The 21,379-nt window shown below is 72.5% G+C and carries 17 protein-coding genes; 5 read left to right on the forward strand and 12 right to left on the reverse strand.

The genetic code is table 11. The features are described 5' to 3' along the window. Window positions 1–12: 12 nt before the first annotated feature. The 5 genes from A6A08_RS22425 to A6A08_RS22445 all read right to left on the reverse strand — a co-directional run bounded on the left by A6A08_RS22425 (window position 13) and on the right by A6A08_RS22445 (window position 5,340). A complete protein-coding gene (locus A6A08_RS22425; RefSeq protein ID WP_073704602.1) occupies window positions 13–1,020 on the reverse strand; it encodes an oxygenase MpaB family protein in 1,008 nt (335 codons plus the stop codon). Window positions 1,021–1,279: 259 nt separating this feature from the next. Further along, window positions 1,280–1,861 carry an ATP/GTP-binding protein gene (locus tag A6A08_RS22430; RefSeq protein ID WP_073704603.1) on the reverse strand — a complete coding sequence of 194 codons (582 nt, stop codon included), beginning with the start codon at window positions 1,859–1,861 and terminating at the stop codon, window positions 1,280–1,282. Then, complete coding sequence (locus A6A08_RS22435; protein ID WP_073704604.1) at window positions 1,842–2,282, reverse strand: DUF742 domain-containing protein; 441 nt, start codon at window positions 2,280–2,282, stop codon at window positions 1,842–1,844. The genes A6A08_RS22430 and A6A08_RS22435 overlap by 20 nt, the downstream gene beginning before the upstream one ends. A gap of 8 nt (window positions 2,283–2,290) precedes the next feature. Next, window positions 2,291–2,746, reverse strand: coding sequence for a roadblock/LC7 domain-containing protein (locus A6A08_RS22440; RefSeq protein WP_073704605.1), 456 nt, complete (start codon window positions 2,744–2,746; stop codon window positions 2,291–2,293). Between the two features lie 2 nt (window positions 2,747–2,748). After that, a complete protein-coding gene (locus A6A08_RS22445; protein WP_073704606.1) occupies window positions 2,749–5,340 on the reverse strand; it encodes a nitrate- and nitrite sensing domain-containing protein in 2,592 nt (863 codons plus the stop codon). Between the two features lie 502 nt (window positions 5,341–5,842). Between A6A08_RS22445 and A6A08_RS22450 the strand changes: the two genes are divergently transcribed. Beyond that, entirely contained in the window at window positions 5,843–6,997 is a 1,155-nt protein-coding gene (locus A6A08_RS22450; protein WP_242422818.1) for an antibiotic resistance protein VanZ, read from the forward strand. Here the strand turns inward: A6A08_RS22450 and A6A08_RS22455 are convergent. Genes A6A08_RS22455 through A6A08_RS22470 form a run of 4 tightly spaced genes read right to left on the reverse strand, consistent with a single transcriptional unit; the run spans window position 6,960 to window position 10,894 of the window. After that, a complete protein-coding gene (locus A6A08_RS22455; protein ID WP_073704607.1) occupies window positions 6,960–7,355 on the reverse strand; it encodes a DUF3592 domain-containing protein in 396 nt (131 codons plus the stop codon). The genes A6A08_RS22450 and A6A08_RS22455 overlap by 38 nt on opposite strands. A 35-nt stretch (window positions 7,356–7,390) precedes the next feature. Further along, on the reverse strand, window positions 7,391–8,035 hold the full coding sequence (locus A6A08_RS22460) for a TetR/AcrR family transcriptional regulator (protein WP_073704608.1): 645 nt from the start codon (window positions 8,033–8,035) through the stop codon (window positions 7,391–7,393). Between the two features lie 53 nt (window positions 8,036–8,088). Then, window positions 8,089–10,194, reverse strand: coding sequence for a YhgE/Pip domain-containing protein (locus A6A08_RS22465; RefSeq protein ID WP_073704720.1), 2,106 nt, complete (start codon window positions 10,192–10,194; stop codon window positions 8,089–8,091). Beyond that, entirely contained in the window at window positions 10,181–10,894 is a 714-nt protein-coding gene (locus A6A08_RS22470; RefSeq protein ID WP_083609232.1) for an ATP-binding cassette domain-containing protein, read from the reverse strand. Before A6A08_RS22470 ends, A6A08_RS22465 begins: the two co-directional genes overlap by 14 nt. Window positions 10,895–11,126: 232 nt before the next feature. Between A6A08_RS22470 and A6A08_RS22475 the strand changes: the two genes are divergently transcribed. After that, the gene (locus A6A08_RS22475; RefSeq protein WP_073704721.1) at window positions 11,127–11,921 is read left to right on the forward strand and encodes an endonuclease V; all 795 of its coding nucleotides are present in this window, start codon (window positions 11,127–11,129) and stop codon (window positions 11,919–11,921) included. Between the two features lie 87 nt (window positions 11,922–12,008). Here A6A08_RS22475 and A6A08_RS22480 read toward each other — a convergent pair whose 3' ends face one another. After that, the gene (locus A6A08_RS22480) at window positions 12,009–13,448 is read right to left on the reverse strand and encodes a GuaB1 family IMP dehydrogenase-related protein (RefSeq protein WP_073704609.1); all 1,440 of its coding nucleotides are present in this window, start codon (window positions 13,446–13,448) and stop codon (window positions 12,009–12,011) included. 223 nt (window positions 13,449–13,671) lie between these two features. Here A6A08_RS22480 and A6A08_RS22485 point away from each other — a divergent pair, with 223 nt between their 5' ends. Continuing rightward, on the forward strand, window positions 13,672–14,625 hold the full coding sequence (locus A6A08_RS22485) for a CDP-alcohol phosphatidyltransferase family protein (protein WP_073704610.1): 954 nt from the start codon (window positions 13,672–13,674) through the stop codon (window positions 14,623–14,625). A 110-nt stretch (window positions 14,626–14,735) separates the two neighbouring features. Here the strand turns inward: A6A08_RS22485 and A6A08_RS22490 are convergent, their stop codons facing one another. Then, on the reverse strand, window positions 14,736–15,896 hold the full coding sequence (locus A6A08_RS22490; protein ID WP_073704611.1) for an acyltransferase family protein: 1,161 nt from the start codon (window positions 15,894–15,896) through the stop codon (window positions 14,736–14,738). Between the two features lie 444 nt (window positions 15,897–16,340). Here A6A08_RS22490 and A6A08_RS22495 point away from each other — a divergent pair, with 444 nt between their 5' ends. Both A6A08_RS22495 and A6A08_RS22500 read left to right on the forward strand, forming a co-directional pair. Then, window positions 16,341–18,248, forward strand: a complete 1,908-nt coding sequence (locus A6A08_RS22495) for an amidohydrolase (RefSeq protein ID WP_073704612.1) — start codon at window positions 16,341–16,343, stop codon at window positions 18,246–18,248. A 6-nt stretch (window positions 18,249–18,254) separates the two neighbouring features. Then, entirely contained in the window at window positions 18,255–19,058 is an 804-nt protein-coding gene (locus A6A08_RS22500) for a M48 family metallopeptidase (RefSeq protein ID WP_199867015.1), read from the forward strand. A gap of 7 nt (window positions 19,059–19,065) precedes the next feature. On the opposite strand, the gene A6A08_RS22505 is transcribed toward A6A08_RS22500, so the two are convergent. Then, window positions 19,066–21,213, reverse strand: coding sequence for an elongation factor G-like protein EF-G2 (locus A6A08_RS22505; protein WP_073704613.1), 2,148 nt, complete (start codon window positions 21,211–21,213; stop codon window positions 19,066–19,068). Window positions 21,214–21,379 lie beyond the last annotated feature (166 nt).

The raw sequence follows: 21,379 nt of genomic DNA on the forward strand, positions 1-21,379 counted from the left end.
ACGGGCGGGGTGCTACCCCTGCGCGGCTTCGGGGGCGGCCGCGGTGCCCGTGCCGTCGGCGGGGACGGCGCCCGGGGAGGACGCCGGCGCCACGGCCTGGCCCGGTGCGGGCACGTGGGCGCCCGTGTCCGCGACCTCCCGGGTGGCCATGCCGTGCGGGACCGGGCAGCCCTTCGGGAACGTGCCGATCCTGGACGGGTCGTAACCGCCGGGGTAGCTGCGGATGTTGGGGCTCTGGCGGGCCCAGCGCGGCTCCTCGCGCGGCTTCATCCGGCGCACGGCCCCGGCGCGCAGCTTCAGCGCGGCGTCGCTGAGTCTGCGCCAGGCGGCCGAGGGCCGGGGGTAGCCGAAGGCCCGGATGAGCCGGTCGTCGAGCAGCGCCTTGGTGAAGGGGCGCACCAGGGGCCGCTGCCAGGCCGGGTAGAAGTCCACCATCAGGTCGAGGGTGGAGTCGGAGACCGCGCGTCCGCCCTCGGTGTAGGCGAAGTGCTCGCGTTCGTAGGAGTCCATGAGCTCGCGGAAGCGCTCGTAGGTCTCGGGGATGTCCTTGATCCCCATGTGCCTGCCGAGCTTGCGGTAGTAGTGGGTGGACGCGCTGATCTCGTGGTCGCTGAGCCTGCGCCAGCCGTATCCGTAGTCGTTGAGCCAGCGCACGGGCATGACCACGAACGTGCTGAGGACGTACCGGTAGTCGTCGTTGCTGATGTCGTAGGAGCGGTGCATCTGGTTCATCCGGCGCAGCGCGTCCCGTCCGCGGCCGGGACCGAAGCCGTGCTCCAGGATGTCGTTGAGGATCAGCGCGGTGTCGTCGTAGCGGTGCTGCGTGCGCTCGGTGAACTCGCGTGTGTGCGCCAGCAGCTCGCCGATGCTGGGCACGGCGTAGGTGCGGTACAGGGCCAGGCCCAGGGCCTGCTCGATGTCCCAGGGGAACTCGTGGCTGCTGAGGATGCGCACGATCTGCTCGCAGTCGGACTCGGCGTCCAGAGCGTGGATCCGGTCGTACCACTCGAACCGCTTCATGGAGAACTCCAGTCACCTTCGTGTGGGCCCGCCCCAGACGGGTCCATGGTCTGCGGGGGTGACGCCCGATGGCGTCCCACGGGGCGCACTTTACCTGGAAGGCCCTTGTGTACAGCGGTTCCGGGTGGCCCAAGCCTGTCCGTAACCCCCATGTGTGTCCGGAATGTTCTCTTTTCTGTGGTTCCGCCTCCGGGACGCGGGCGCACAGGAAGGAGGGGGCCCGGGGCGGTGGCCCCGAACCCCCTCCAGCGCACGCGTGTCAGGCGGCCATCTGCTCGGCCACCCGGTTGATCAGCGTCACCAGCACGTTCTTGGACGACTCGCGCTCCCGCGCGTCGCACAGCTCCACCGGGATCGCCGGATCCAGGCTCAGCGCGTCGCGGACCTCGTCGGCCTCGTAGGTGTGGGCGCCCTCGAAGCAGTTCACCGCCACCACGAAGGGCACGCCCCGCCGCTCGAAGAAGTCCACCGCGGCGAAGCACGTCTCCAGGCGGCGGGTGTCGGCGATGACCACCGCGCCCAGAGCGCCCTCCGACAGCTCCTCCCACATGAACCAGAACCGCTCCTGCCCGGGTGTGCCGAACAGGTACAGCACCAGGGTGGGGTTGATGGTGATGCGCCCGAAGTCCAGCGCCACGGTGGTGGTCGTCTTGGACTCCACCCCCGACAGGTCGTCGACCCCGTAGCTGGCCTCGGTCATCACCTCCTCGGTGCTCAGCGGCGCGATCTCGCTGACCGATCCGACCAACGTGGTCTTACCGGCCCCGAACCCCCCGGCCACCAGGATCTTCAGCGCCGCCGGAACGTGCGCCTGCGTGTCGTCAGAGTCGTTGGATGCCATCGAGAACCGCCTGGAGTACGTCCCGGCTCACCGGGCTCTTCGCTGTGTAGGGGGCGCGGGCCAACGCGAGGCCGCGGTTGAGGAGGTCGCTCAGCAGGACCTTGACCACGGCCACCGGGATGTCCAGGTGCGCGGACACCTCGGCGACCGACTGGGGGCGACGGCACAGCTCCAGGATGCGGATCTGCTCCGGCTCCAGTGCCATCTCGTCGACCTCGGCGCGCTTGGCCGCGATCACCACGCTGATCATGTCCAGTTGGACGGTGTCGGCGTGGTCGCGGCCCTGCGCGATCACGTACGGGCGTACGAGCGGCCCGGCTTCCTGCGCTCCGGGCGCGCCCTCGTCGTATCCGCCGACCGCGTCGCGGTGCGGCAGGCCGTGCGGTATCCCGTCGGGTGGCAACTCGCTGTGCGCTTGCATGACGTCCCCTAACGTGTGGCTTCCCCGGAAGCGCCCTCGTGCCTGGGCGCGGCGTCCAGATAACGGCCCACCTGCTCGACCAGGACGTTCATCTCGTAGGCGATGAGGCCGACGTCGGAGCTCTCCTCGGCCAGCACCGCCAGGCACGCGCCCCGTCCGGCCCCGGTGACGAACAGGTACGCGCTCTCCATCTCCACCACGGTCTGGAGCACCTCGCCGCCGCCGAAGTGGCGCCCGGTGCCCCTGGCCAGGCTCTGGAACGCGGACGCCACCGCGGACAGGTGCTCGGCGTCCTCCTTGACCAGCTCGTGGGAGCGCCCGATCAGGAGGCCGTCCGCGGACAGCAGGATCGCGTGCCGGGAGCCCACCGCGCGATCGAGCAGCTCGTCCAGCAGCCAGTTGATGTCCTTCTTGCCCGCGCCGTTTCCACTGTCACGCTGGGCGCTTTCGGGAGTACTCGTCACGGTTACGCGTCCTTGTCGGTGTCGTTGGTCTGCTGCTTGCCTTCGCGCCGTCCGCGGTCGGTTCCCTTCTGGAACGCGGACATGTTCCGGCGCAGGCGCGCCAGCCGTTCCGCGCTGCCCGGAGCCGTTCCCGGGGAGGGGGTGCCACCCGCCGCGGGTCCGGTCGGGGCGTCGGTCTCGGGGTCGGTCGCCAGCTGCGGGGCCAGGTTCTCCTGGGGGCGCCGCTTGGGCAGCGGAGGCCGTCCCCCGCCGGTCGGGACCGTGGCGGGCGGTTCGGCACCGGAACCGGCGCTGGCACCGGAATCGGGGCCGGGGACCGCGCTGATGGTCGGGGTCCGGGTGGGCAGGGAGGGGCGGTCGCCCTCCGTGCCCGGGCTCAGGAGGTCGTCGCCGTCGGCCGGGGAGCTCATGGAGCCGGGCACCGGGCTGGCCTCGGGGCCGGACGCGGGGCGGACCTCGGCCTCCTCCTCGTCCGTGACGTCCTCGACGTCCTCGGCCGGCGCGGACACCGGGGTCAGCACGGGCTTGGTGCCGTTGCCGGACTCCGGCTCACGGAGCGAGCGGCCGGGGAGCCCCTTCGGCTCCCACACGTCCTCGTCGCCGTCCTCGGAGGAGGTGAGCGGGGCGCGGTCGCCCGAGATCAGCTCGTGCGGCAGCAGGACGATCGCCTGCACGCCGCCGTACGGCGACGGGCGCAGGTGCACGCGGATGCCGTGGCGGTGCGCCAGGTGCGAGACCACGAACAGGCCGAGGCGCATCTTCTCGTTGAGGCGCATCACGTCGAACTCGGGCGGGTCGGCCAGCAGCGCGTTCGCCGATTCGAGCTCGCTCTCGGTCATGCCCAGGCCGCGGTCCTCGATCTCGATCGTCACGCCGTTGGGCACGTCCTCGCTGCTCAGGCGCACGTGCGTGTGCGGCGGGGAGAACATCGCGGCGTTGTCGACCAGCTCGGCGACGAGGTGGATGACGTCGGCGACGGCCGGGCCGTTGAGGTGGACGCGGGCGATCCGCTCGCGCTTGACCCGGGTGTAGTCGCCGGACTCGGAGATGGCGCCGCGCAGCACGTCGATCAGCGGCATCGGACGGTGCCAGGTGCGGCCCGGCGCCTCGCCGCCCAGGATGAGCAGGTTCTCGGCGTTGCGGCGTGAGCGGGTGGCCAGGTGGTCGAGCTTGAACAGCTGGGACAGCTGCTCCGGGTCCTCCTGCTCGCGCTCCATCCGGTCCAGCAGGCGCAGCTGGCGGTGGACCAGGGTCTGGCTGCGGTGCGCGATGTTGAGGAACACGCGGTTGACGCCCTGGCGCAGCTCGGTCTGCTGCACGGCCTCCTGGACGGCGGCGCGCTGGGCGGTGTTGAACGCCTTGGCGACGTCGCCGATCTCGTCGTCGTCGGCGGCCAGGCCGGGCAGGGCGGCGTCGGTGTCCACGCGCTCACCCCGGTGCAGGCGACCCATGAGCTCGGGCAGGCGGTGCTCGGCCAGGTCGTTGGAGTCGTCGCGCAGGCGCAGCAGGCGCTGGGTGAGCGCCTCCGAGGAGCGGCGTGCCAGCAAGAACGCACCCAGGATGACGACGGCGACGCCGAGGCTGCCGGCGACGGCGACCAGCACGGCCTGGTTGGCGTTCTCGCGGGTCTTCTGGGCCGCGTGCAGGGCCTCGTCGGCGCCGATGGCGGTGAACTCGGAGAGCACGTGGTCGTGGGCCTCGGACCACTCGGTGGAGTCCACCGGCATGGACAGGTCCTCGACCTCGGTGGGCACCAGGGTGATCGGATCGGTGACCGTCTCGGTGGTGACCTGGCGGTCGATGATCGCCTGCTGCATCTCCTGCAGCCGCTGGTACTCGGGGCCCGCGAGCACCGCGTCGAGGCGCTCCTCCTGCCCCTCGCCCTCCAGGTAGTGTCCGTTGGCGGCGAGGAAGCTCTCGTAGGAGCCGACCAGCTCGGTGAACCTGTTCTGGTCCTCCCGGGTCAGCTCGTCGTTGGCGAAGGCGCGGGCGAGCTGGGCGTCGGACTGCGCGAACAGGTCCACGGTGCGGAACATGTAGGTCGCGGTGAAGCCCGGGCTGACCGCGCTCGGTCCGTTCAGGCCCTCGCGGGCCTGGCTGTCGAAGCTGTCGGCTCCGTGCAGGATCAGCTCGTTGTAGTAGTCGAGGACGTCGCTCCTGGACGCCTCGCCCGCGTCGACCGACTCGCGCATCGCGCCGATCTCGCCGTACTGCATGTGCAGCATCTCGATGTGGTGGCCGCTCTCGCCGGGAGCGATGTCGGCGAAGCCGATCAGCTCCCCGACGACCATGCCCAGGGAGGAGTCGGTGCGGTCACGCGCCTCGGACAGCTGCCGCTCCAGCTCGGCGTCCTCGGGGTGTTCGAGGAAGGCGATCGTGTGCGACCGCTCCTGCATCACGTCCACGAGGCCGACGGCGGCGGGAGTGACCAGGTCGTCGGTGGCCTTGGCGCGGATGAGCTGCATGACCGCGTCGCCGGTGAGGGCGAAGGTGAGGACCAGCCAGAGCACCACCAGGGCGGTGGTGGGGATCATGACCATTGCGCGGATACGGGCGGTGATCGTCCGCCTGCGTCGCTTGGGTACTGCCTGCACGGTTCTCCTGTCGATCCGCGTCTGGAGTCTTGTCGGGGGTGCGGTGCGGGGCCGCGGGCGCCGGGCGCCGGGGGATCCGGCACTTCTCGGCCCGCTGAGCGCGGCCTCCTGCCCCGCGGGGCGGCGTCCGTCGGGGGTTCTCGACGCGGGACGTACCGCAGGGTAACCACAAACACGGCATTTCGGCGTGGGGATCGTATCTCGCCGATGAAACGCTGAAATATCCGGGTGAGGAAGCAGTCTGCCACGAAGGGCGAGAATGTCCACTTCTTGGATGGATGGTAGAGGCGTTGTCTCCTGTGAACCATTGTGACAATAGGGCAAAGGTCACATAAGGCAAAGAGGGCGCGCAACCCCCTGCTCCGTGCGTCCGCCCCGCCGGGAGCGCCCCGGGACGCGGCTGGAGGAGATATCCGCGTTCGGTCCGCACACCGCCGTGGAGCGTACTAGCGTTGCCGGCCGTGACCGGGCGGCGACGCAGCCGCAGGACGGGGGAGGCGCCATGGGCCGGCTGTTCGGCGGGGGACAGGCCGCGGTGGAGACGGCGGTCGCCGCCGTGCCGCTGCTCGTGGTCGCCGGTGCGGCACTCTACCTGTGCGGGCAGTACCGCCGCTACGGGCGCCCGCGCGGCTGGCCGGGCGTGTGCACCATGGCGGCGCTGTTCACCGGCGTGGGACTGGCGGCGTACGCGGTCTGGCCGCTGCCCGCCTCCGTCGACGGCCTGTGCGCGGGCACCGCCGCCCCCGGCGCCGCCGGCGAGGGGGGAGGCCAGGGGCCCGGCCTCCGGCAGACGGCTCCGGCCCTCGTCCTCTTCGCGCTGGTCGGGCTGCTGGCCCGCCACCGCTTCCGCCGCGGCCTCCCGGCCACCCTCCTGGCCGGGGCGGTCCTGGCCCTGGCCGTCACCGCCGTCCGCGCCACCGGGCTCCTGGGCCTGTACCCGTGCGCCTACGCCGAGGCCACGTCCGCGCTCGTGGCCCCGGCCGCCGCGGGAACCCTGGCCGGCTGGCTGCTCGCCCGGTGGGTGCCGCCGCTGTGGCCGGGCGCGCCCCGGGGCTGGCCCGCCGCCGTGCCCGACCGCGCCGTGCCCGGCCTGGCCCGGAGGCTGGCGGGCGGGCTGCTGGACCTGGGACTGTGGTGGTTCGGCGCGGCGACCCTGGCCGCCCTGCTGCGCGCATACGGGATCGTGGGCGCCGAGGGGCGCACGGCCGCGATGCTGTGCCTGGCCGCCGTCCTCGTGGTGGTCCTGCCGCAGCTGCGCCGGGACCGGGCCACGCCGGGTGCGGCCTCGGTCCGGCTGGCGCTGGCCGAAGCCGGATACCCGCGCCCGGCCGCCCGGTGGAGGGTCCTGGTGCGGACCTGCCTGCTCCAGGCGCCCGTCGCCGCCCTCACCGCCGCGGGCCTGCCCTGGCCCGCGCTCGCCGTGGCCGCGGTGCACGCCGCCGGCGCCCTGGTCCGGCCCGACCGCGCGGGCGTGGCCGACCTGCTGTGCGGGGTGCGCGTGAGCACCCGCTCCACACTGGACGGCGGCCTGCCCTCACGCCTGGTCCGCTACGCCGAGCCGCGTGAGGAGGCACTGGCCGGGCACCCGGCGGCGCCCCTTCCGGGCTCCGCCCCCTCGGTCAGCGCCACTCCAGGTAGCCCAGGAGCAGCCCCGTGAACACCAGGACCGCGCCCAGCCCCCCGAACAGCCCCCGCACCCAGTGCGACAGCCACGGCGCGGACACGATCCGGGCCAGCGCGGGCCGGTCGGGGTCGTAGGCGACGGTCACGATCTCCCCGGCGCGGGAGGCGGTCCACCCGGTGTTCTCGTGCTCGGCGTGCACCTCCTCGCCGTCCTCGGTACGGAACTGCACGATCATGCGTGAGGCCGTGGAGGTCTCGTGGTAGCCGATCACCCGGGCCTTGGCACGCATCCCGTGGCGGACCAGGCGTAGTTCGAGACGGGTGTCGCGCGCCACCACCCAGAGGATGACCACCCCGGCGAGGAGGGGGAGCAGGGGGTACAGGTGGACCATCGTGGGGGGTGTCCTCTCAGACGTCGGTTCGTGGTTCAGCGCGGGGGCGCCGGGGACCCGACCAGGCCGTCGGCCAGGTGGGCCAGCGCGGTGTGGATCTCCTCGACCGGCCGCTCGGGCTGGAGCGTGCGCCAGTCCAGGGCCACCGTCACCACCATGCCGAACAGCGCCGACCCGGCGAGGCCCGTGTCCAGTCCCGGTCGCAGCAGGCCCTCCCCGGCCAGCCTGTCCAGCAGGCCGCTGATGACCCCGATCGCCTCGGTGCGGATCTGGCGGACGGTGGCGTACCAGGCCCGGTTGGTGCGCCACGCCTCCGCCATGAGCAGCCGGGCGAGCGACTCGTGCTCACCGATGAAGACCACCCCGGCGCGCAGCACGGCCGCGAGCGCCTCGCGGGGCGGGGCCGCGGATTCCGGAGCGGGTACCGCCTCCTTCAGCGTGTCGGCCAGCCGGGTCACGCCCCACTCCATCAGGGCCGCGTACAGCTCTCCCTTGCCGCCGAAGTTGTAGTAGACGGTGCCCTTGGCGACCCCCGCGCGCTCGGCGATCTCGTCGACGGTCGTGGCGCCGTACCCCTGCTCGGAGATCAGTGTGACCGCCGCTTCGAACAGGCGGCGCCGGGTGGTCTCTCGCCGGCCGCTCATCGGCTGGTCGGGGGTGTTCGCGCTCATCCGCTCCATTCTGCCCGGGTCCGGACCGGCCGCGCCACGCCCCGCCGTCCCACCGCCGGGCCTCACAGCTTCAGCGCCGGGTGGAGCGCGCCCATCGTCCACACGCGCTTGCGCTCCACAGTCCACCACGTGAGCACAAGGGGCACCAGCAACCACAGGGACATCACCCCGAACGCCGACCACACCAGTGCCATGTCACCGCCGCCGACCAGCCGGCGCAGCGCGCCCACCGCCCAGTGCAGCGGCAGGAAGGGCCCGACGGCCTGGAAGAACGCCGGACTGGTCTCGATCGGGTACGTGCCGCCCGCGGAGGTCAGCTGGAGCACCAGCAGCGCCAGCGCGGCCACCCGGCCCGCCGCGCCGAGCCGTACGTTCAGGTACTGCACGGTCGCCGCGAACGCGGCGGCGGTCAGCACCAGGAACGCGATCAGCAGCGGCCAGTCGCGCACCTCCAGGCCCAGCAGCAGGTGCAGGGCGGCCATCATGACCAGCACCTGACCCACACCGAGCAGCAGCGGGACCACCCGTCCGGCGAGCGCCACCCGCCAGGAGGGGGCGGAGGAGGCCAGGGCGCGCGAGGACAGCGGCGGCAGCACCATGAACACCACCATGGCGCCCACCCACAGCGACAGGGGCACGAAGAACGGCGCGAACCCGGTCCCGTAGTCGGGCGCCTCGTTGGAGACCGCGCTGTCCAGCCGGACCGGCCGGCTCATCGCGTCCGCGGCGTCGGTACGCCCCTCGTCGGAGTAGGAGGGGACCCGGTCCACCCCCTCTTCGAGCCCCTCGGTGAGTTCGCCGGAGCCCGCCGCCAGGTCGCCCAGTCCCTCGTGCAGCTCGTCGGCGCCGCCGCTGAGCTCGCCCAGGCCGGCGTCCAGGTCGTCGGCGCCCCCGACCGCGTCCTCCAGGCCGTCGCGCAGCAGCGCCGAGCCCGTGGCGAGTTCGGCCAGGCCCTCGTCGAGTTCGTCGACCTTGTCGCGTGCGTCCTCGGCCTCGCCCACCATGTCGGGCAGGTCCTCCGAGAGCGCCGCCGCGTCCTCGCTCAGGGCCGCGGCGTCCCCGGCGGCCGACTCGATGCCGTCCCGGTGGTCCTCGACGAACCCGGCCGTCGACAGCGCGGTGTCCACGGCTCCCCGCAGGTCGCTCAGCAGCGTGTACAGCCGGGGGTCCTCGGTCTCCAGGTCCGGGTGCTCCTCCAGGTAGGCCTCCAGCCGCCCGTCCAACCCGGACAGCGCTTCGGTGTCCGTCTCCGGAAGCTCCGCCAGGGCCGTGGACAGGGCACCGGTGACCTCGGCGGCGGACTCGGCGTACTCCTGGATGGCGGGGATGTCCTCCTCCAGCCGCGGGAGCGCTTCGTCGGCCAGCTCGTCGAGTTCGTCCACCTTGGCGGACACCTCCTCGGAGGCGGTCGCCGCGCCGTCGGCCAGCTCCTGCGAACCGGTGTACAGCTCACTCAGGCCGCCGCTCAGCTCCCCGGCGCCCGTGTGCGCCTCACCAAGGCCGAAGGAGAGCTCCCCGGACCCCTCCTCGGCGTCGCCCGCTCCGCCGGAGAGCTCGTCGGCGCCGTCGGCGGCCTCCTCGGTGCGGTCGTGGATCTCGTTGAAGCCCAGGAAGATCTCGTCGAGGTAGTCGCCGACCGCCGACGCCGCGGCGGCGTCGCGGACCTCCCCGAACGCGCTTCCGGCCAGTTGGCGGACGACGAAGCTGTTGGAGTCGTTGTAGTGCGCCTCCAGGGTCGCCGGTGTCGGGGACTCCCGGTCCCGGGAGGGCGAGGCCAGGTCGGCGCTGAAGTCCGGCGGAATGGTGAGGGAGACGTAGTAGGTGCCGTCGCCGACGCCGCGCGCGGCCTCCTCCGCGTCCACCAGGTGCCAGTCGAGGTCGCCGCCCTCCAGGAGGGTGTCGGCGAGCCCGTCCCCCGCGCTCACCTCCCGGCCCTCCACCTCGACCGGCCGGTCCTCGTTGACCAGGGCCACCGGCAGGTGCTCCATCCTGCCGAACGGATCCCAGAACGACCACAGGTACATGCCGGAGTAGAGCAGCGGGATGAGCAGGAGCGCGGCCAGCGCCGCGGCGGGCAGCGGCGAGCGCAGGAAGGAGCGCACGGTCAGCAGGCCGATCCGGGGGACCGCGAGCAGCCCGGCCAGGGGGGAGCGCCTACGCCCGGCCACGGTGACCACCCGCCTTCTCCGGCGTACCGGAACTCCCGGAGCCCTGGGACAGGGGTACCGGCTTCCGGGTGCCCGGCCCGCGGACCTCCTCCCACGCATCGGCGTCGGCGCAGGCGGCGACCACCGTCAGCCCCTCCTCGGACAGTCGCTGGAGGGTGCGCCACATGGCGGCCTGGTGGTCGGGGCCCAGCCCGCCGTCGACGTCGTCGACGGCCAGCAGCCGGGGTTCGGACAGCAGGGCGAGGGCCACGCCGAGGCGGCGCCGTTCGAATGTCGACAGGTCCCTGACCAGCGCTCTGCGATCGAGCCCGCCCAGGTCGGCGGCGTCCATGGCCTCGTCGGCGAGCCCCCGCGCGGCGGGGCTCGCGCGCAGCATCAGGCCCTCGGAGAGGTGCTCGCGGATCCGGAGCCGCTCGTCCGGGGCGTTGACGCCGTCCATCAGCCCGAGAGAGCTGATCCGCCGGACGGCGCGCGCCCGGCGGGGCAGGGGGTGGCCGTCCACGTGCAGACTCCCCTCCGAGGGGCGCATCCGTCCGGTCAGGGTCAGGAGCAGGGCGCTGCGGCCGCCGCCGGAGTCGGCCTGGAAGACGGTGAGTGTGCCCGGCACCGCGGTGAACCCCACGTCCGTGTAGACGGGACCCTCCCGGGTGGCGAGGGTGAGGCCCTCGGCCTGGACACGAGCTCCGGTGGCCCGACGCATTCCTGGTCCCCTCCATTTTTTGAACTGACTGGTCAGTGCAAAACTGCGGTCACCACCGTACTGCGCCGGCCCGGGCGGACCGGGCACCGGAGCCTGTGGAGTGGCGCACAGCGCGGCGCCCGGACATCGGGGCGCGGCCGGGAACGGGTAGGAGCCGGAGCGGGTGCACGCCGAAGGGGCGCGAAGGGGTGGGATGGTGGCTGCGGAGCACCGGACGAACGGGAGGATCAGGGTGTCAGAGATCGCCGAGCGGGTCGCACGGGTCCTGGACGACCCCGAGAACTGGCCCAGCGACCCGAAGGAGGCCGTCGCGCTCCAGCGGCGCCTGGCCGACCGGGTGCGCGAGGAGCCGCTGGACGTGGACTCGGTGCGGCTGGTGGCCGGGCTGGACGTCAGTTACGCCAAGGACAACACGGCGCTCTCGGCGGCGGCCGTGGTCATGGACATCCGGACGATGGAGGTGGTGGAGTCCGTCGCCATCTCCTCCGAACCGTCCTTCCCCTACATCTCGGGGCTGTTCGGGTTCCGCGAGTCCCCACCGGTCCTGGAGGCGCTGGGGCGGCTGGGGGTGACGCCCGACGTGTACCTGTGCGACGGCTTCGGCCTGGCGCACCCGCGCCGGTTCGGGGTCGCCTCCCACCTGGGGGTCCTGCTGGACCTGCCGGTGGTGGGGTCGGCCAAGTCGGTGCTCTACGGCAAGCACAGCGTGCCCGGGAGCGAGCGGGGGTCGTGGACGCCCATGGTCGCGGGGCGCTCGGAGGTGGTCCCCGACTCCTTCGCCCTGGCCGAGCGAGGCGGGGAGGTCCTCGGGCGCGTGCTGCGCACCCGCGAGGGCGTCAAGCCCGTCTACGTGTCCGTCGGCCACCGCGTGGACCTGGAGGGGTCGGCCGAGCTCGTGCTGCGGATGTCCCCCAAGTACCGGGTGCCCGAGCCGGTGCGGCACGCCGACAAGCTGTGCGGCGAGCACCGCAAGGCGGTACTCGCCGAGAAGGAGGCCCGGGAGGGGGAGCCGGCCGGGGACCGGTAGCCGCGGCCCCGGGAGGGGCGGGTCCGCCGACCCACCCGCCCCGGGCCGAGCTCCGGCCGCGCCCGCGAGGGCGCCGAAGACGTCTTCCTACCAGCTGGTGGGCACCGGGCGCCCCTCGTTGTAGCCGGCGGCGCTCTGCACGCCCACCACGGCGCGCTCGTGGAACTCCGCCAGCGAGGTGGCGCCCGCGTAGGTCATCGAGCTGCGCACACCGGCGACGATCTGGTCGATCAGGTCCTCCACGCCCGGCCGCTCCGGGTCCAGGTACATGCGGCCGGTGGAGATGCCCTCCTCGAACAGGGCCTTGCGGGCCCGCTCGAAGGGGGAGTCCTCGGCGGTGCGCAGCCGGACCGCGCGGGCCGAGGCCATGCCGAAGCTCTCCTTGTACTGCCCGCCCTCGGCGTCGCGCATGACGTCGCCCGGCGACTCGTAGGTGCCCGCGAACCAGGAGCCCACCATCACGTTGGACGCGCCCGCCGCCAGGGCCAGGGCCACGTCGCGCGGGTGGCGCACACCGCCGTCCGCCCACACGTGCCTGCCCAGCTCGCGCGCGGCCTCGGCGCACTCCAGCACGGCGGAGAACTGCGGACGGCCGACGGCGGTCATCATGCGGGTCGTGCACATCGCGCCCGGGCCCACACCGACCTTGACGATGTCGGCGCCCGCCTCGATCAGGTCGCGGGTGCCCCGGGCGGTGACCACGTTGCCCGCCACGATCGGCACCTTCGGCGACAGCGAGCGCACCTTGGCGACCGCGGCGATCATCTTCTCCTGGTGGCCGTGCGCGGTGTCGATCACCAGCGTGTCCACACCGGAGGCCAGTAGCTCGGCGGCCTTGCCCACCACGTCGCCGTTGATGCCGACGGCGGCGGCCACCCGCAGGCGGCCGTCGCCGTCCACCGCGGGCGTGTACAGGGTGGAGCGCAGCGCGCCGGTGCGGGTGAGCACGCCCACCAGGGCGCCGTCGCCGTCCACGACCGGTGCCAGGCGGTGCCGGAAGTCGTGCAGCGTCCCGAACGCCTCGCGCGGATCGGTGTCCGCGGGGATGGTCAGCAGCTCGGTGGACATCACGTCGCGCAGCTGCGCGAAGCGGTCGACGCCGGCGCAGTCGGCCTCGGTGACCACGCCGACGGGGCGGCGTCCCCCGTCGACCACGATCACGGCGTTGTGGGCGCGCTTGGGCAACAGGTTGAGCGCCTCACCGACGGTGCTGGCGGGGTTGAGCGTGATGGCGGTGTCGTGGACCAGGTGCCGCTGCTTGGTCCAGGCGACGACGTCGGAGACCACCTCGATGGGGATGTCCTGCGGGATGACCGCGATTCCGCCGCGCCTGGCGACGGTCTCGGCCATCCTGCGCCCGGCGACCGCGGTCATGTTCGCCACCACCAGCGGGATGGTGGTGCCGGTGCCGTCCGACGACGACAGGTCCACGCTGAGCCGGGATCCCACGGCGCTGCGGCCCGGGACCATGAACACGTCGCTGTAGGTCAGGTCCTGCTGGGGTACCTGGTCGTTCAGAAAACGCAATGCCTCATACCTTGGTCGAGACCGAAGGGGGTGGACCATCCGCTGCTACCGCGCGACCGCCTGTTGATCCCCCTCTTACCAGTCAAGTATGCCGTCACTGATTAGGTCGGACGACCCTTGATCTGGCATGATGACCCGGATCCCAGCCGACACAGCCTTTCCCCGCCCCTGTCAGCGCGTCGTCGGGCGCCGGGGCCCGGGAGGGCATTCCTGGAGAGCCCGCATGCCGCGTTTCACTTTCGCGCAAGTCAAGGAAGAAACCTACAAGGCGAAGGACGCCTGGTGGACGGTCTTCCTGGTGGACCCCCTGGCCGGACGCCTGGTCGTCTGGACCGCGAACCGCACCAGCATCACCCCCAACCAGCTGACGCTGGGCGCCGGGATCCTCGGCCTGTTCTCCGCGCTGTGCTTCGCGGCTCCGCCCCTGGTCGCGGGCAGCGGCTGGCCCTGGCTCCTGCTGGGCGCCCTGCTGTTCCACCTCAGCTTCGTGCTGGACTGCATGGACGGCAAGATCGCCCGGCTGAAGGGCACCGGTTCGGTCTTCGGCACCTGGGTCGACTTCGTCTTCGACCGCATCCGGTTCTTCGGCTGCGTGATGGCCCTGCTGATCGGCCAGTGGGCGGTCACCGGGAACACGGCCTACCTGATCGTGGCGCCGGTCGTGGTCTTCTTCGACCTGCTGCGCTACCTCAACGGCTCGCAGGTCGCCAAGACCCGCAGGACGATGAACCAGACCCTCGCCGAGCTGACCGGCGACACCGACCGGCTGCGGGCCGTCCAGGGCGACGCCGACCCCGAGGACGACGAGACGGCGGACGTCCCCGTGCGCCCGGACGCCCCGGCGCCGACCGGCTTCTACCCGCGCGTGCGCGACATGCTCATGCGGCACCGGGTGCGACCGCACCTGTTCAGCGGCATCGAGTTCGAGATGTTCCTGTGCGTGCTGGCGCCGGTGACCGCGCTGGTCGCCCTCTTCACCCCGCTGAACAGCCTGATCATCCCGGTCGCGGTGTTCTCCGTGCTCGCGCTGGGCTTCTTCGAGCTGGTCCTGGTGCTGCGGCTGTGGAAGGACACGCGCAGGTTCGAGGTGCGCCGCCGCGGGCTGCTCGCCTCCAGCGCCGCCACCGGCGTCGGCGCCGGTGCCGCCTCCGGCGCGGAGGCGGGCAGCGGGAGCTGACCCCTTCCCACCGCGGAACGGGTTCTGACGAGGACGGGGGCGGTGCGCGTCGGCGCACCGCCCCCGTCCTCGTCGTGTTCCTCCGTGGGCCGGCGGGAGGAGGGACCGGATCAGACCCCGGCCCTCTCCCTGCCTCCGGCGCCGGAGCGCTCACCGCCGCCGGGACCCCCGGCCTCCTTCGCGTCGCGCAGCACGGAGTCCTCGCGCAGGAACCAGGTCAGCCGCGGTTCCACCGCCCAGCGCATGCTCCTGCGCGCCCACGGGGTGCACAGCAGCAGCGTCAGCCCGATGCCGAAGGCGATCATGACGACCATCTCCGGCGCTCCGGACATGACGCCGTACCAGGGGGAGGCCTGGAGCAGGACGATGACCACCGAGTGGCCCAGGTACACGTACAGGGTGTAGGCGCCCAGCGGCGTGAACCACGTGCGCTGCTTCGGAATCAGCGCGAGCACGGCGACGGTCATCACCAGCGCGAGGCCCATGAAGGCCACCCGCAGTCCCAGGCTGGGCAGGAGCGGGTCGATGTCCCGGTCGGTGAGGCTGTTCGTCCAGAAGAGCCAGTCCCGGCTCATGTGGTCGGAGATGGGCACGGCCAGCACCGCCGTCACCCCGAGCACCAGCACGGACGCGATCCGCACCCACAGCCTGTCCAGGTGGGCGAAGTGCTCGCGCCGCAGGCTCAGGCCCAGTACGAAGAACGGCAGGAAGCTGACGACGCGGCCCAACGAGAGCGTCCCGCCGAGGTCGGCCGTCGCGGCGAACATCGAGACGACCACCGCGATGAGCACGGGCCAGCGCAGCCGCTGCCAGAGCGGCACGCTCAGCCGCCACAGGAAGAGGGCCACGAGGAACCACAGGGCGTAGGTCGGCTGCAGCACCGACAGGGAGTCGGGCAGCCCGCCGCGTTCGACGGTGTAGATGCCCTGGTGGATCGTCCAGAAGATCAGGTAGGGAACGGCCAGCGTCAGGACCAGCTTCTCCACGCGCTTGGACGAGGCGTCGAAGGAGCGCGAGAGGTAGCCGCTGATCAGGATGAACGCGGGCATGTGGAAGAAGTAGATCCAGTAGTACAGGGCACTGGCGGGCCCGTAGTCGCGTAGTGAGCCGATCGCGTGACCGATCACGACGAGCGCGATCAGGACGAACTTGGCGTTGTCCAGGCGGGCGTCACGGCCGGGGGCCGGGGGCGCCGCGTCGGTCTTCCTGTCCGGGGCCGGGACGGTCGCGCCCCGCCCGGGCTCCGGACTCCGGTCTGCCGGACTGGTCATGGATGAGGCCACGAGTGGACTCCGAGATCATTCGGCTGCTGGGGCGTGTGCGTGTTTCTCCCCGGCCGTGTGCGTGGGCAGGGACACGTACGGGGCGGTGCCGCGTGGTGCGCGAGGGGAGCACCGCAGGGTCGAATCGGTGGACATGTGCTGCGTTACCTTACTGTGATGTAGCAAGGGATGCCAGCGGTTCGTCCGTACTTGGTGGAAAGTCGCCGGAGTCCTTCCTCACCCGGGGGGACCGGGGGTGCACGAGACACACGTGACGTGAGCGATTCGGCAGGGGATCGCTTTCCGTGTGCAGACCCTAACCCATACGTCACACCATGGCGCACCATAGGTGAACGTGCCAGTGTGTGCCGGTCAGAGGCGCGCCGATAGGCTGTGCCGTCAGACGGGTGCCCGCTGGGCAGTTCCGACCCAGCAGAGATACGGAAGAAGGCGGTGGAAGCCGTGCCGCACGCGGTGGACCCCAACCGTGCCGCCCAGCACGGGAACGTGGTCATGCGACTCCTGGACGAGCTCTTCCCGCTCGTGGAGGGGTTCTACGTCGACCTGCACAAGAACCCCGAGCTCTCCCACGCCGAGCACCGTACGGCCAGCGGTGTGGCCGAGTGGCTCACCCGGACCGGCTACGAGGTCCACAAGGGCGTGGGCGGAACCGGGGTCGTCGGCATCCTGCGCAACGGGCCCGGCCCCACGGTGATGCTGCGCGCCGACATGGACGCGCTCCCCATGGAGGAGAAGACCGGACTGCCCTACGCCAGCACCACCCGTGCCGTCGACGACGACGGCCTGGAGGTCCCGGTCATGCACGCGTGCGGGCACGACGCCCACACCGCCTGCCTGGTGGGGGCGGCCGACCTGCTCTCGGAGACGCGCGACGAGTGGTCCGGGACCGTGATGATCGTCGCCCAGCCGGGCGAGGAGACCCTCGACGGCGCGCAGGCCATGCTGGAGGACGGGCTGTTCGACCGGTTCGGCCGCCCCGACGTCATCCTCGCCCAGCACCTGGGCCCGCAGCCCGCCGGGCTGATCTCCCACCGCGCCGGGGTCATCCTGGGCGCCTCCAGTTCCTACCGCGTACGCGTGTACGGGGAGGGCGGCCACGCCTCCCAGCCGAACACGACGGTGGACCCGGTGCTCATCGCCGCGAACATCGTCACCCGACTGCAGGGCGTGGTCTCCCGCGAGGTCAGCCCGAGCGAGATGGCGGTGCTCACCGTCGGCAGGATCCAGGCCGGGACGAAGGCCAACATCATCCCCGACGAGGCGTACCTGGAGATCAACACCCGGGCCCTCAACGACAACGTCTCCGCGCAGCTGGAGGCCGCCATCGAGCGGATCGTGCGCGCCGAGGCCGCCGCCTCCGGAGCCACGCGCGAGCCCGACGTCGAGCGCTTCCAGGACGCCGGGGTCACCTTCAACGACGCCCAGAGCACCGCCGACGTGGCCGCCGCGCACCACGCCTACTTCGGCGACGACTACGTCATCCACCTGCCCGACCCCTCCCCGGCGACCGAGGACTTCAGCTACTTCGGGCTGCCCGGCGACCCGCAGCCCATCCCGTACGTGCTCTGGTTCGTCGGCGCCACCCCGCACGACGTGTGGGAGGCCGCGCCCGGCGACACCCCGTACGAGAAGATGGGCAACGTCCCCAGCAACCACTCGCCGTTCTTCGCGCCCGCCCGCGAGCCCGCCCTGCGTGCCGGGCTCGCCGCGATCACCGTCGCCGCACTGTCCTACCTGGGGCGTCAGAACGACGGTGTGCCCGAGGCCCTCGGCGCCCCCACGGCGGGCACGGCCTTCCCGGGACCGGCGCCCGAGGCCCCCGCGCACCCGCACGCGGCCGCGGGCGGTCCGGCCGACCCCCCGAGCGGCGCCCCGTTCGACGCGCCCGCACCGCAGGGCGACCCGTTCGCCGACCCGCTCGCCGATCCGCTCGGCCCGCCGCCGTCCGGGTCCCCGGTGACCGGGCCCTCCGAGCCCCTCCACGAGTCCAACGACGCCTACGACAGCGCCTACCTGGCCTCCTCCTGGTCCGACCCGGGGGAGGACCGGGCCAAGTCCACCCACGACGCCGACATGGAGGCGGTGATGGGATCCCAGGACGAGGAGCTCCGCGAGGAGTGGCGCAGCGACAAGGCCGAGGAGTCCACGCTGTCCGCCGACATGGCCGCGCTGCTGGACGAGGACGACCTCCCGCAGGGGCTGCGCCCGCCGCAGGGCCCGCCGTCCGGCCCGCCCTCGGGTCCGTCCTACGGCGGCCCTCCGCCGCGGGGCGGGGCCCACGACGCGCCGCCCCCCTCCGGGCACGACGACGACCGCTCCGACCCCGACCACCGTCCCTGACCGCGGATGGGGGTCCTCCCGTGGCGCTGGGGCGACCGCCGCCTGCGCAGGTCGCTGCGTCATCCCCGGGAGATCCCCCTCCTCGTCGCGTGCGTGGGGGTGACCCTGTTCACCGTGGCGGGCGCGGTCAGCCGCGCCTACTCCGGCGACCCGAACGAGCCGCTGCTGCTGCTCAGCATCCCCCTGCTCGTGTACTTCGTGCGCGGGCAGCTGTACGCGCGCCAGCGCGTCAACGGGGTGCGCATCACCGAGGAGCAGTTCCCCGAGGCGCACCGGATGGTGGCCGAGGCCGCCGCCGCGTTCGGCATGCGCCATGTGCCCGAGGCCTACATCGTGCTGGGCAACGGCGTGATCAACGCGTTCGCCTCGGGGCACGGCTTCCGCCGCTACGTGGCCGTCAACAGCGACCTGTTCGAGGTGGGCGGGCGCCTGGCCGACCCCGACGCGCTGCGGTTCGTGATCGGCCACGAGGTCGGGCACATCGCCGCCGGGCACACGTCGTTCTGGCGGCAGTTCGGCGTCTCGGTGGCGAACGTGATCCCCGGTGTGGGCACCACCCTGAGCCGGGCGCAGGAGTACACGGCGGACAACCACGCCCACGAGTTCTGCCCCGAGGGCGTACAGGGCCTCCGGGTGCTCGCGGCGGGCAAGTACCTGTACCGGGCCGTGGACTTCGACGACATCGCCGCGCGCGCCCACACCGACACCGGCTTCTTCGTGCTGCTGGTCAACCTCCTGTCCAGCCATCCGGTGAACACGTTCCGGTTCGCGGCCCTCGCCGACCGCAGCAGGCCGGGCCGCGTCCTGTAGGCGTGTCCTAGCCCTGCGGGACGGGCAGCCTGTCGGCGACCTGCCGGGGCAGCGGCTCGTGGCGCAGGTACCCGCGGCTGAACACCCCGGTGCCGTGCGAGAGCGATCGCAGTTCCACCGCGTACCGGGTGATCTCCAGCTCCGGTACCTCCGCGCGCACCACCGCCCGCCCCCCGCCGGCCGTCTCGGTGCCCACCACCCGGCCGCGCCGGGACGACAGGTCGCTCATGACCGCGCCCAGGTAGGCTTCGTCCACCTTCACGGAGACCTCGTCCACCGGCTCCAGCACCGCCAGCCTCCCGGCCGCCGCCGCGTCCTTCAGCGCCAGGCGGCCCGCCTTCTGGAAGGCCATGTCCGAGGAGTCCACCGAGTGCGCCTTGCCGTCGTAGAGCGTCACCCGGATGTCCACCAGCGGGTAACCGGAGTCCACGCCGTCCGCCATCTGGGCGCGCACGCCCTTCTCCACCGACGGAACGAACTGGCGGGGCACGATCCCGCCCGTGATCTCGTCGACGAACTCCAGGCCCGCGCCCGGCTCCAGCGGCTCCACCCTGATCCGGCAGACGCCGAACTCGCCGTGCCCGCCGCTCTGCTTGACGTTGCGCCCGGTGCCCTGTGCCGGGACCGCGAAGGTCTCCCGCAGCGGCACGCGCACCGGGCCGGTCTCCACCCGCACCCCGTGGCGGTGCTCCAACCGGTCCAGCGCGGCGTCCAGGTGCGCCTCGCCCAGGCTCCACAGCACCATCTGGTGGGTCTCCGGGTTCACCTCCACCCGCAGCGACGGGTCCTCCGCCACCAGCCGGGCCACCGCCTGCGACAGCCTGTCCTCGTCCCCGGGGGAGGCGGCGGCCAGCGACACCGGCAGCAGCGGCTGCGGGAAGTGCCACGGCACCACCCGCAGCGGCCGGTCCGGATCGGAGAGGGTGTCGCCGGTACGCGCGTCCGGCAGCTTCGCCACCAGGCACAGGTCGCCGGCGACCACCCGGTCCACCGGGCGGTTCCCGCGGCCCAGCGGCACGGACAGCGGGCCCACGCGCTCGTCGTTGCCGGTACGGTCCAGCTCCTCCGATCCGGTCAGTCCGCAGGACACGCCGTGCCCGTGCAGGTGGACGCGGGTGTCGGGGTGCAGCGTCCCGGAGAAGACGCGCACCAGGCTCATCCGGCCCACGTACGGATCGCCGACGGTGCTGAGGACCTCCGCCACGAACGGGCCGTCCGGGTCGCACGACATGCCCCGCACCGGTTTCCCGTCGGGCGCGGCCACCGGCGGGAACGGGCGGCGGGTCGGATCCGGGCACGACAGCGGCAGTTCGCGCAGCAGTTCGCGCACGCCCACGCCCCGTACGGGGCTGGTGGCCAGGACCGGGTGGAAGCCGCCCGCCGCCACGGCCAGCTTCAGGTCGGCGATGAGCAGGTCCGGGTCGAGTTCACCGCCCTCCATGTAACGCTCCATGAGGGCCTCGTCCTCGGTCTCGGTGATGACCTCCTCGATGAGGGTCTGCCGGAGCGGGCCCGCCGTCTCGCGCAGCCAGTCCGGCGCGGACCCGGATCCGCCCCCGTCGGAGTAGTCGTGGTAGCGCTCGGAGACCAGTCCCCACACACCGACCACGCGGCGGCCGTCCCCCGTGCCCTCCACCGCGGGGACGTAGGCGGGATGGACACCGGGGCCGAACGCCTCCTGGCACTGGGCGACCACCTCGTCGTAGTCCGCTCGGGGGTGGTCGATCCTGGTGACGGCGACCGCCCGGGGCATGCCCACGGCGGCGCACTCCTCCCACAGCACGCGGGTGCGGCCGTCCACGCCGTCCAGGGCGGAGACGACGAACAGGGCGGCGTCGGCACCGCGCAGTCCGGCGCGCATCGCCCCGATGAAGTCGGCGTATCCGGGCGTGTCCAGCAGGTTGACCTTCACGTCGCCGACCATGACCGGGTTGACGGTGAGGTGGACCGAACGCTTCTGCCGGATCTCGACCTCGTCGTGGTCGCTGACGGTCGTGCCCTCCTCCACGCTGCCGGGGCGTCCGATCTCCCCGGCCGCCAGGAGCAGCGCCTCGACCAGACTCGTCTTCCCGGCACCGGACGGGCCGACCAGCGCGACGTTGCGGATGTTCTGGGGCCCGTCGGCCCCCGGTACCTCTACGGCTCGGTCTGCCATCCCTACTACCCAGCCCTTCGGGGTCCGAGCGGTGGTCACGCGGGCCGGGTGTCACCGCCCATGGTGTGACCTGTGACACTTCCACGGTCACCCTTCGCGGACCGTACGGCAAGGGGTGACCGGGTCCGAAATCTGGCATGTGCACTATGACTCATTTCGGCCCTCT

The sequence above is a fragment of the Nocardiopsis sp. TSRI0078 genome (assembly GCF_001905145.1).
GTDB lineage: Bacteria > Actinomycetota > Actinomycetes > Streptosporangiales > Streptosporangiaceae > Nocardiopsis.

Coding starts and splice junctions, on each gene's coding strand:
- A6A08_RS22425 (WP_073704602.1), bottom strand. CDS start 1,020: ATGAAGCGGTTCGAGTGGTACGACCGGATCCACGCTCTGGACGCCGAG.
- A6A08_RS22430 (WP_073704603.1), bottom strand. CDS start 1,861: ATGGCATCCAACGACTCTGACGACACGCAGGCGCACGTTCCGGCGGCG.
- A6A08_RS22435 (WP_073704604.1), bottom strand. CDS start 2,282: ATGCAAGCGCACAGCGAGTTGCCACCCGACGGGATACCGCACGGCCTG.
- A6A08_RS22450 (WP_242422818.1), top strand. CDS start 5,843: ATGGGCCGGCTGTTCGGCGGGGGACAGGCCGCGGTGGAGACGGCGGTC.
- A6A08_RS22455 (WP_073704607.1), bottom strand. CDS start 7,355: ATGGTCCACCTGTACCCCCTGCTCCCCCTCCTCGCCGGGGTGGTCATC.
- A6A08_RS22460 (WP_073704608.1), bottom strand. CDS start 8,035: ATGGAGCGGATGAGCGCGAACACCCCCGACCAGCCGATGAGCGGCCGG.
- A6A08_RS22470 (WP_083609232.1), bottom strand. CDS start 10,894: ATGCGTCGGGCCACCGGAGCTCGTGTCCAGGCCGAGGGCCTCACCCTC.
- A6A08_RS22485 (WP_073704610.1), top strand. CDS start 13,672: ATGCCGCGTTTCACTTTCGCGCAAGTCAAGGAAGAAACCTACAAGGCG.
- A6A08_RS22490 (WP_073704611.1), bottom strand. CDS start 15,896: ATGACCAGTCCGGCAGACCGGAGTCCGGAGCCCGGGCGGGGCGCGACC.
- A6A08_RS22500 (WP_199867015.1), top strand. CDS start 18,255: ATGGGGGTCCTCCCGTGGCGCTGGGGCGACCGCCGCCTGCGCAGGTCG.
- A6A08_RS22505 (WP_073704613.1), bottom strand. CDS start 21,213: ATGGCAGACCGAGCCGTAGAGGTACCGGGGGCCGACGGGCCCCAGAAC.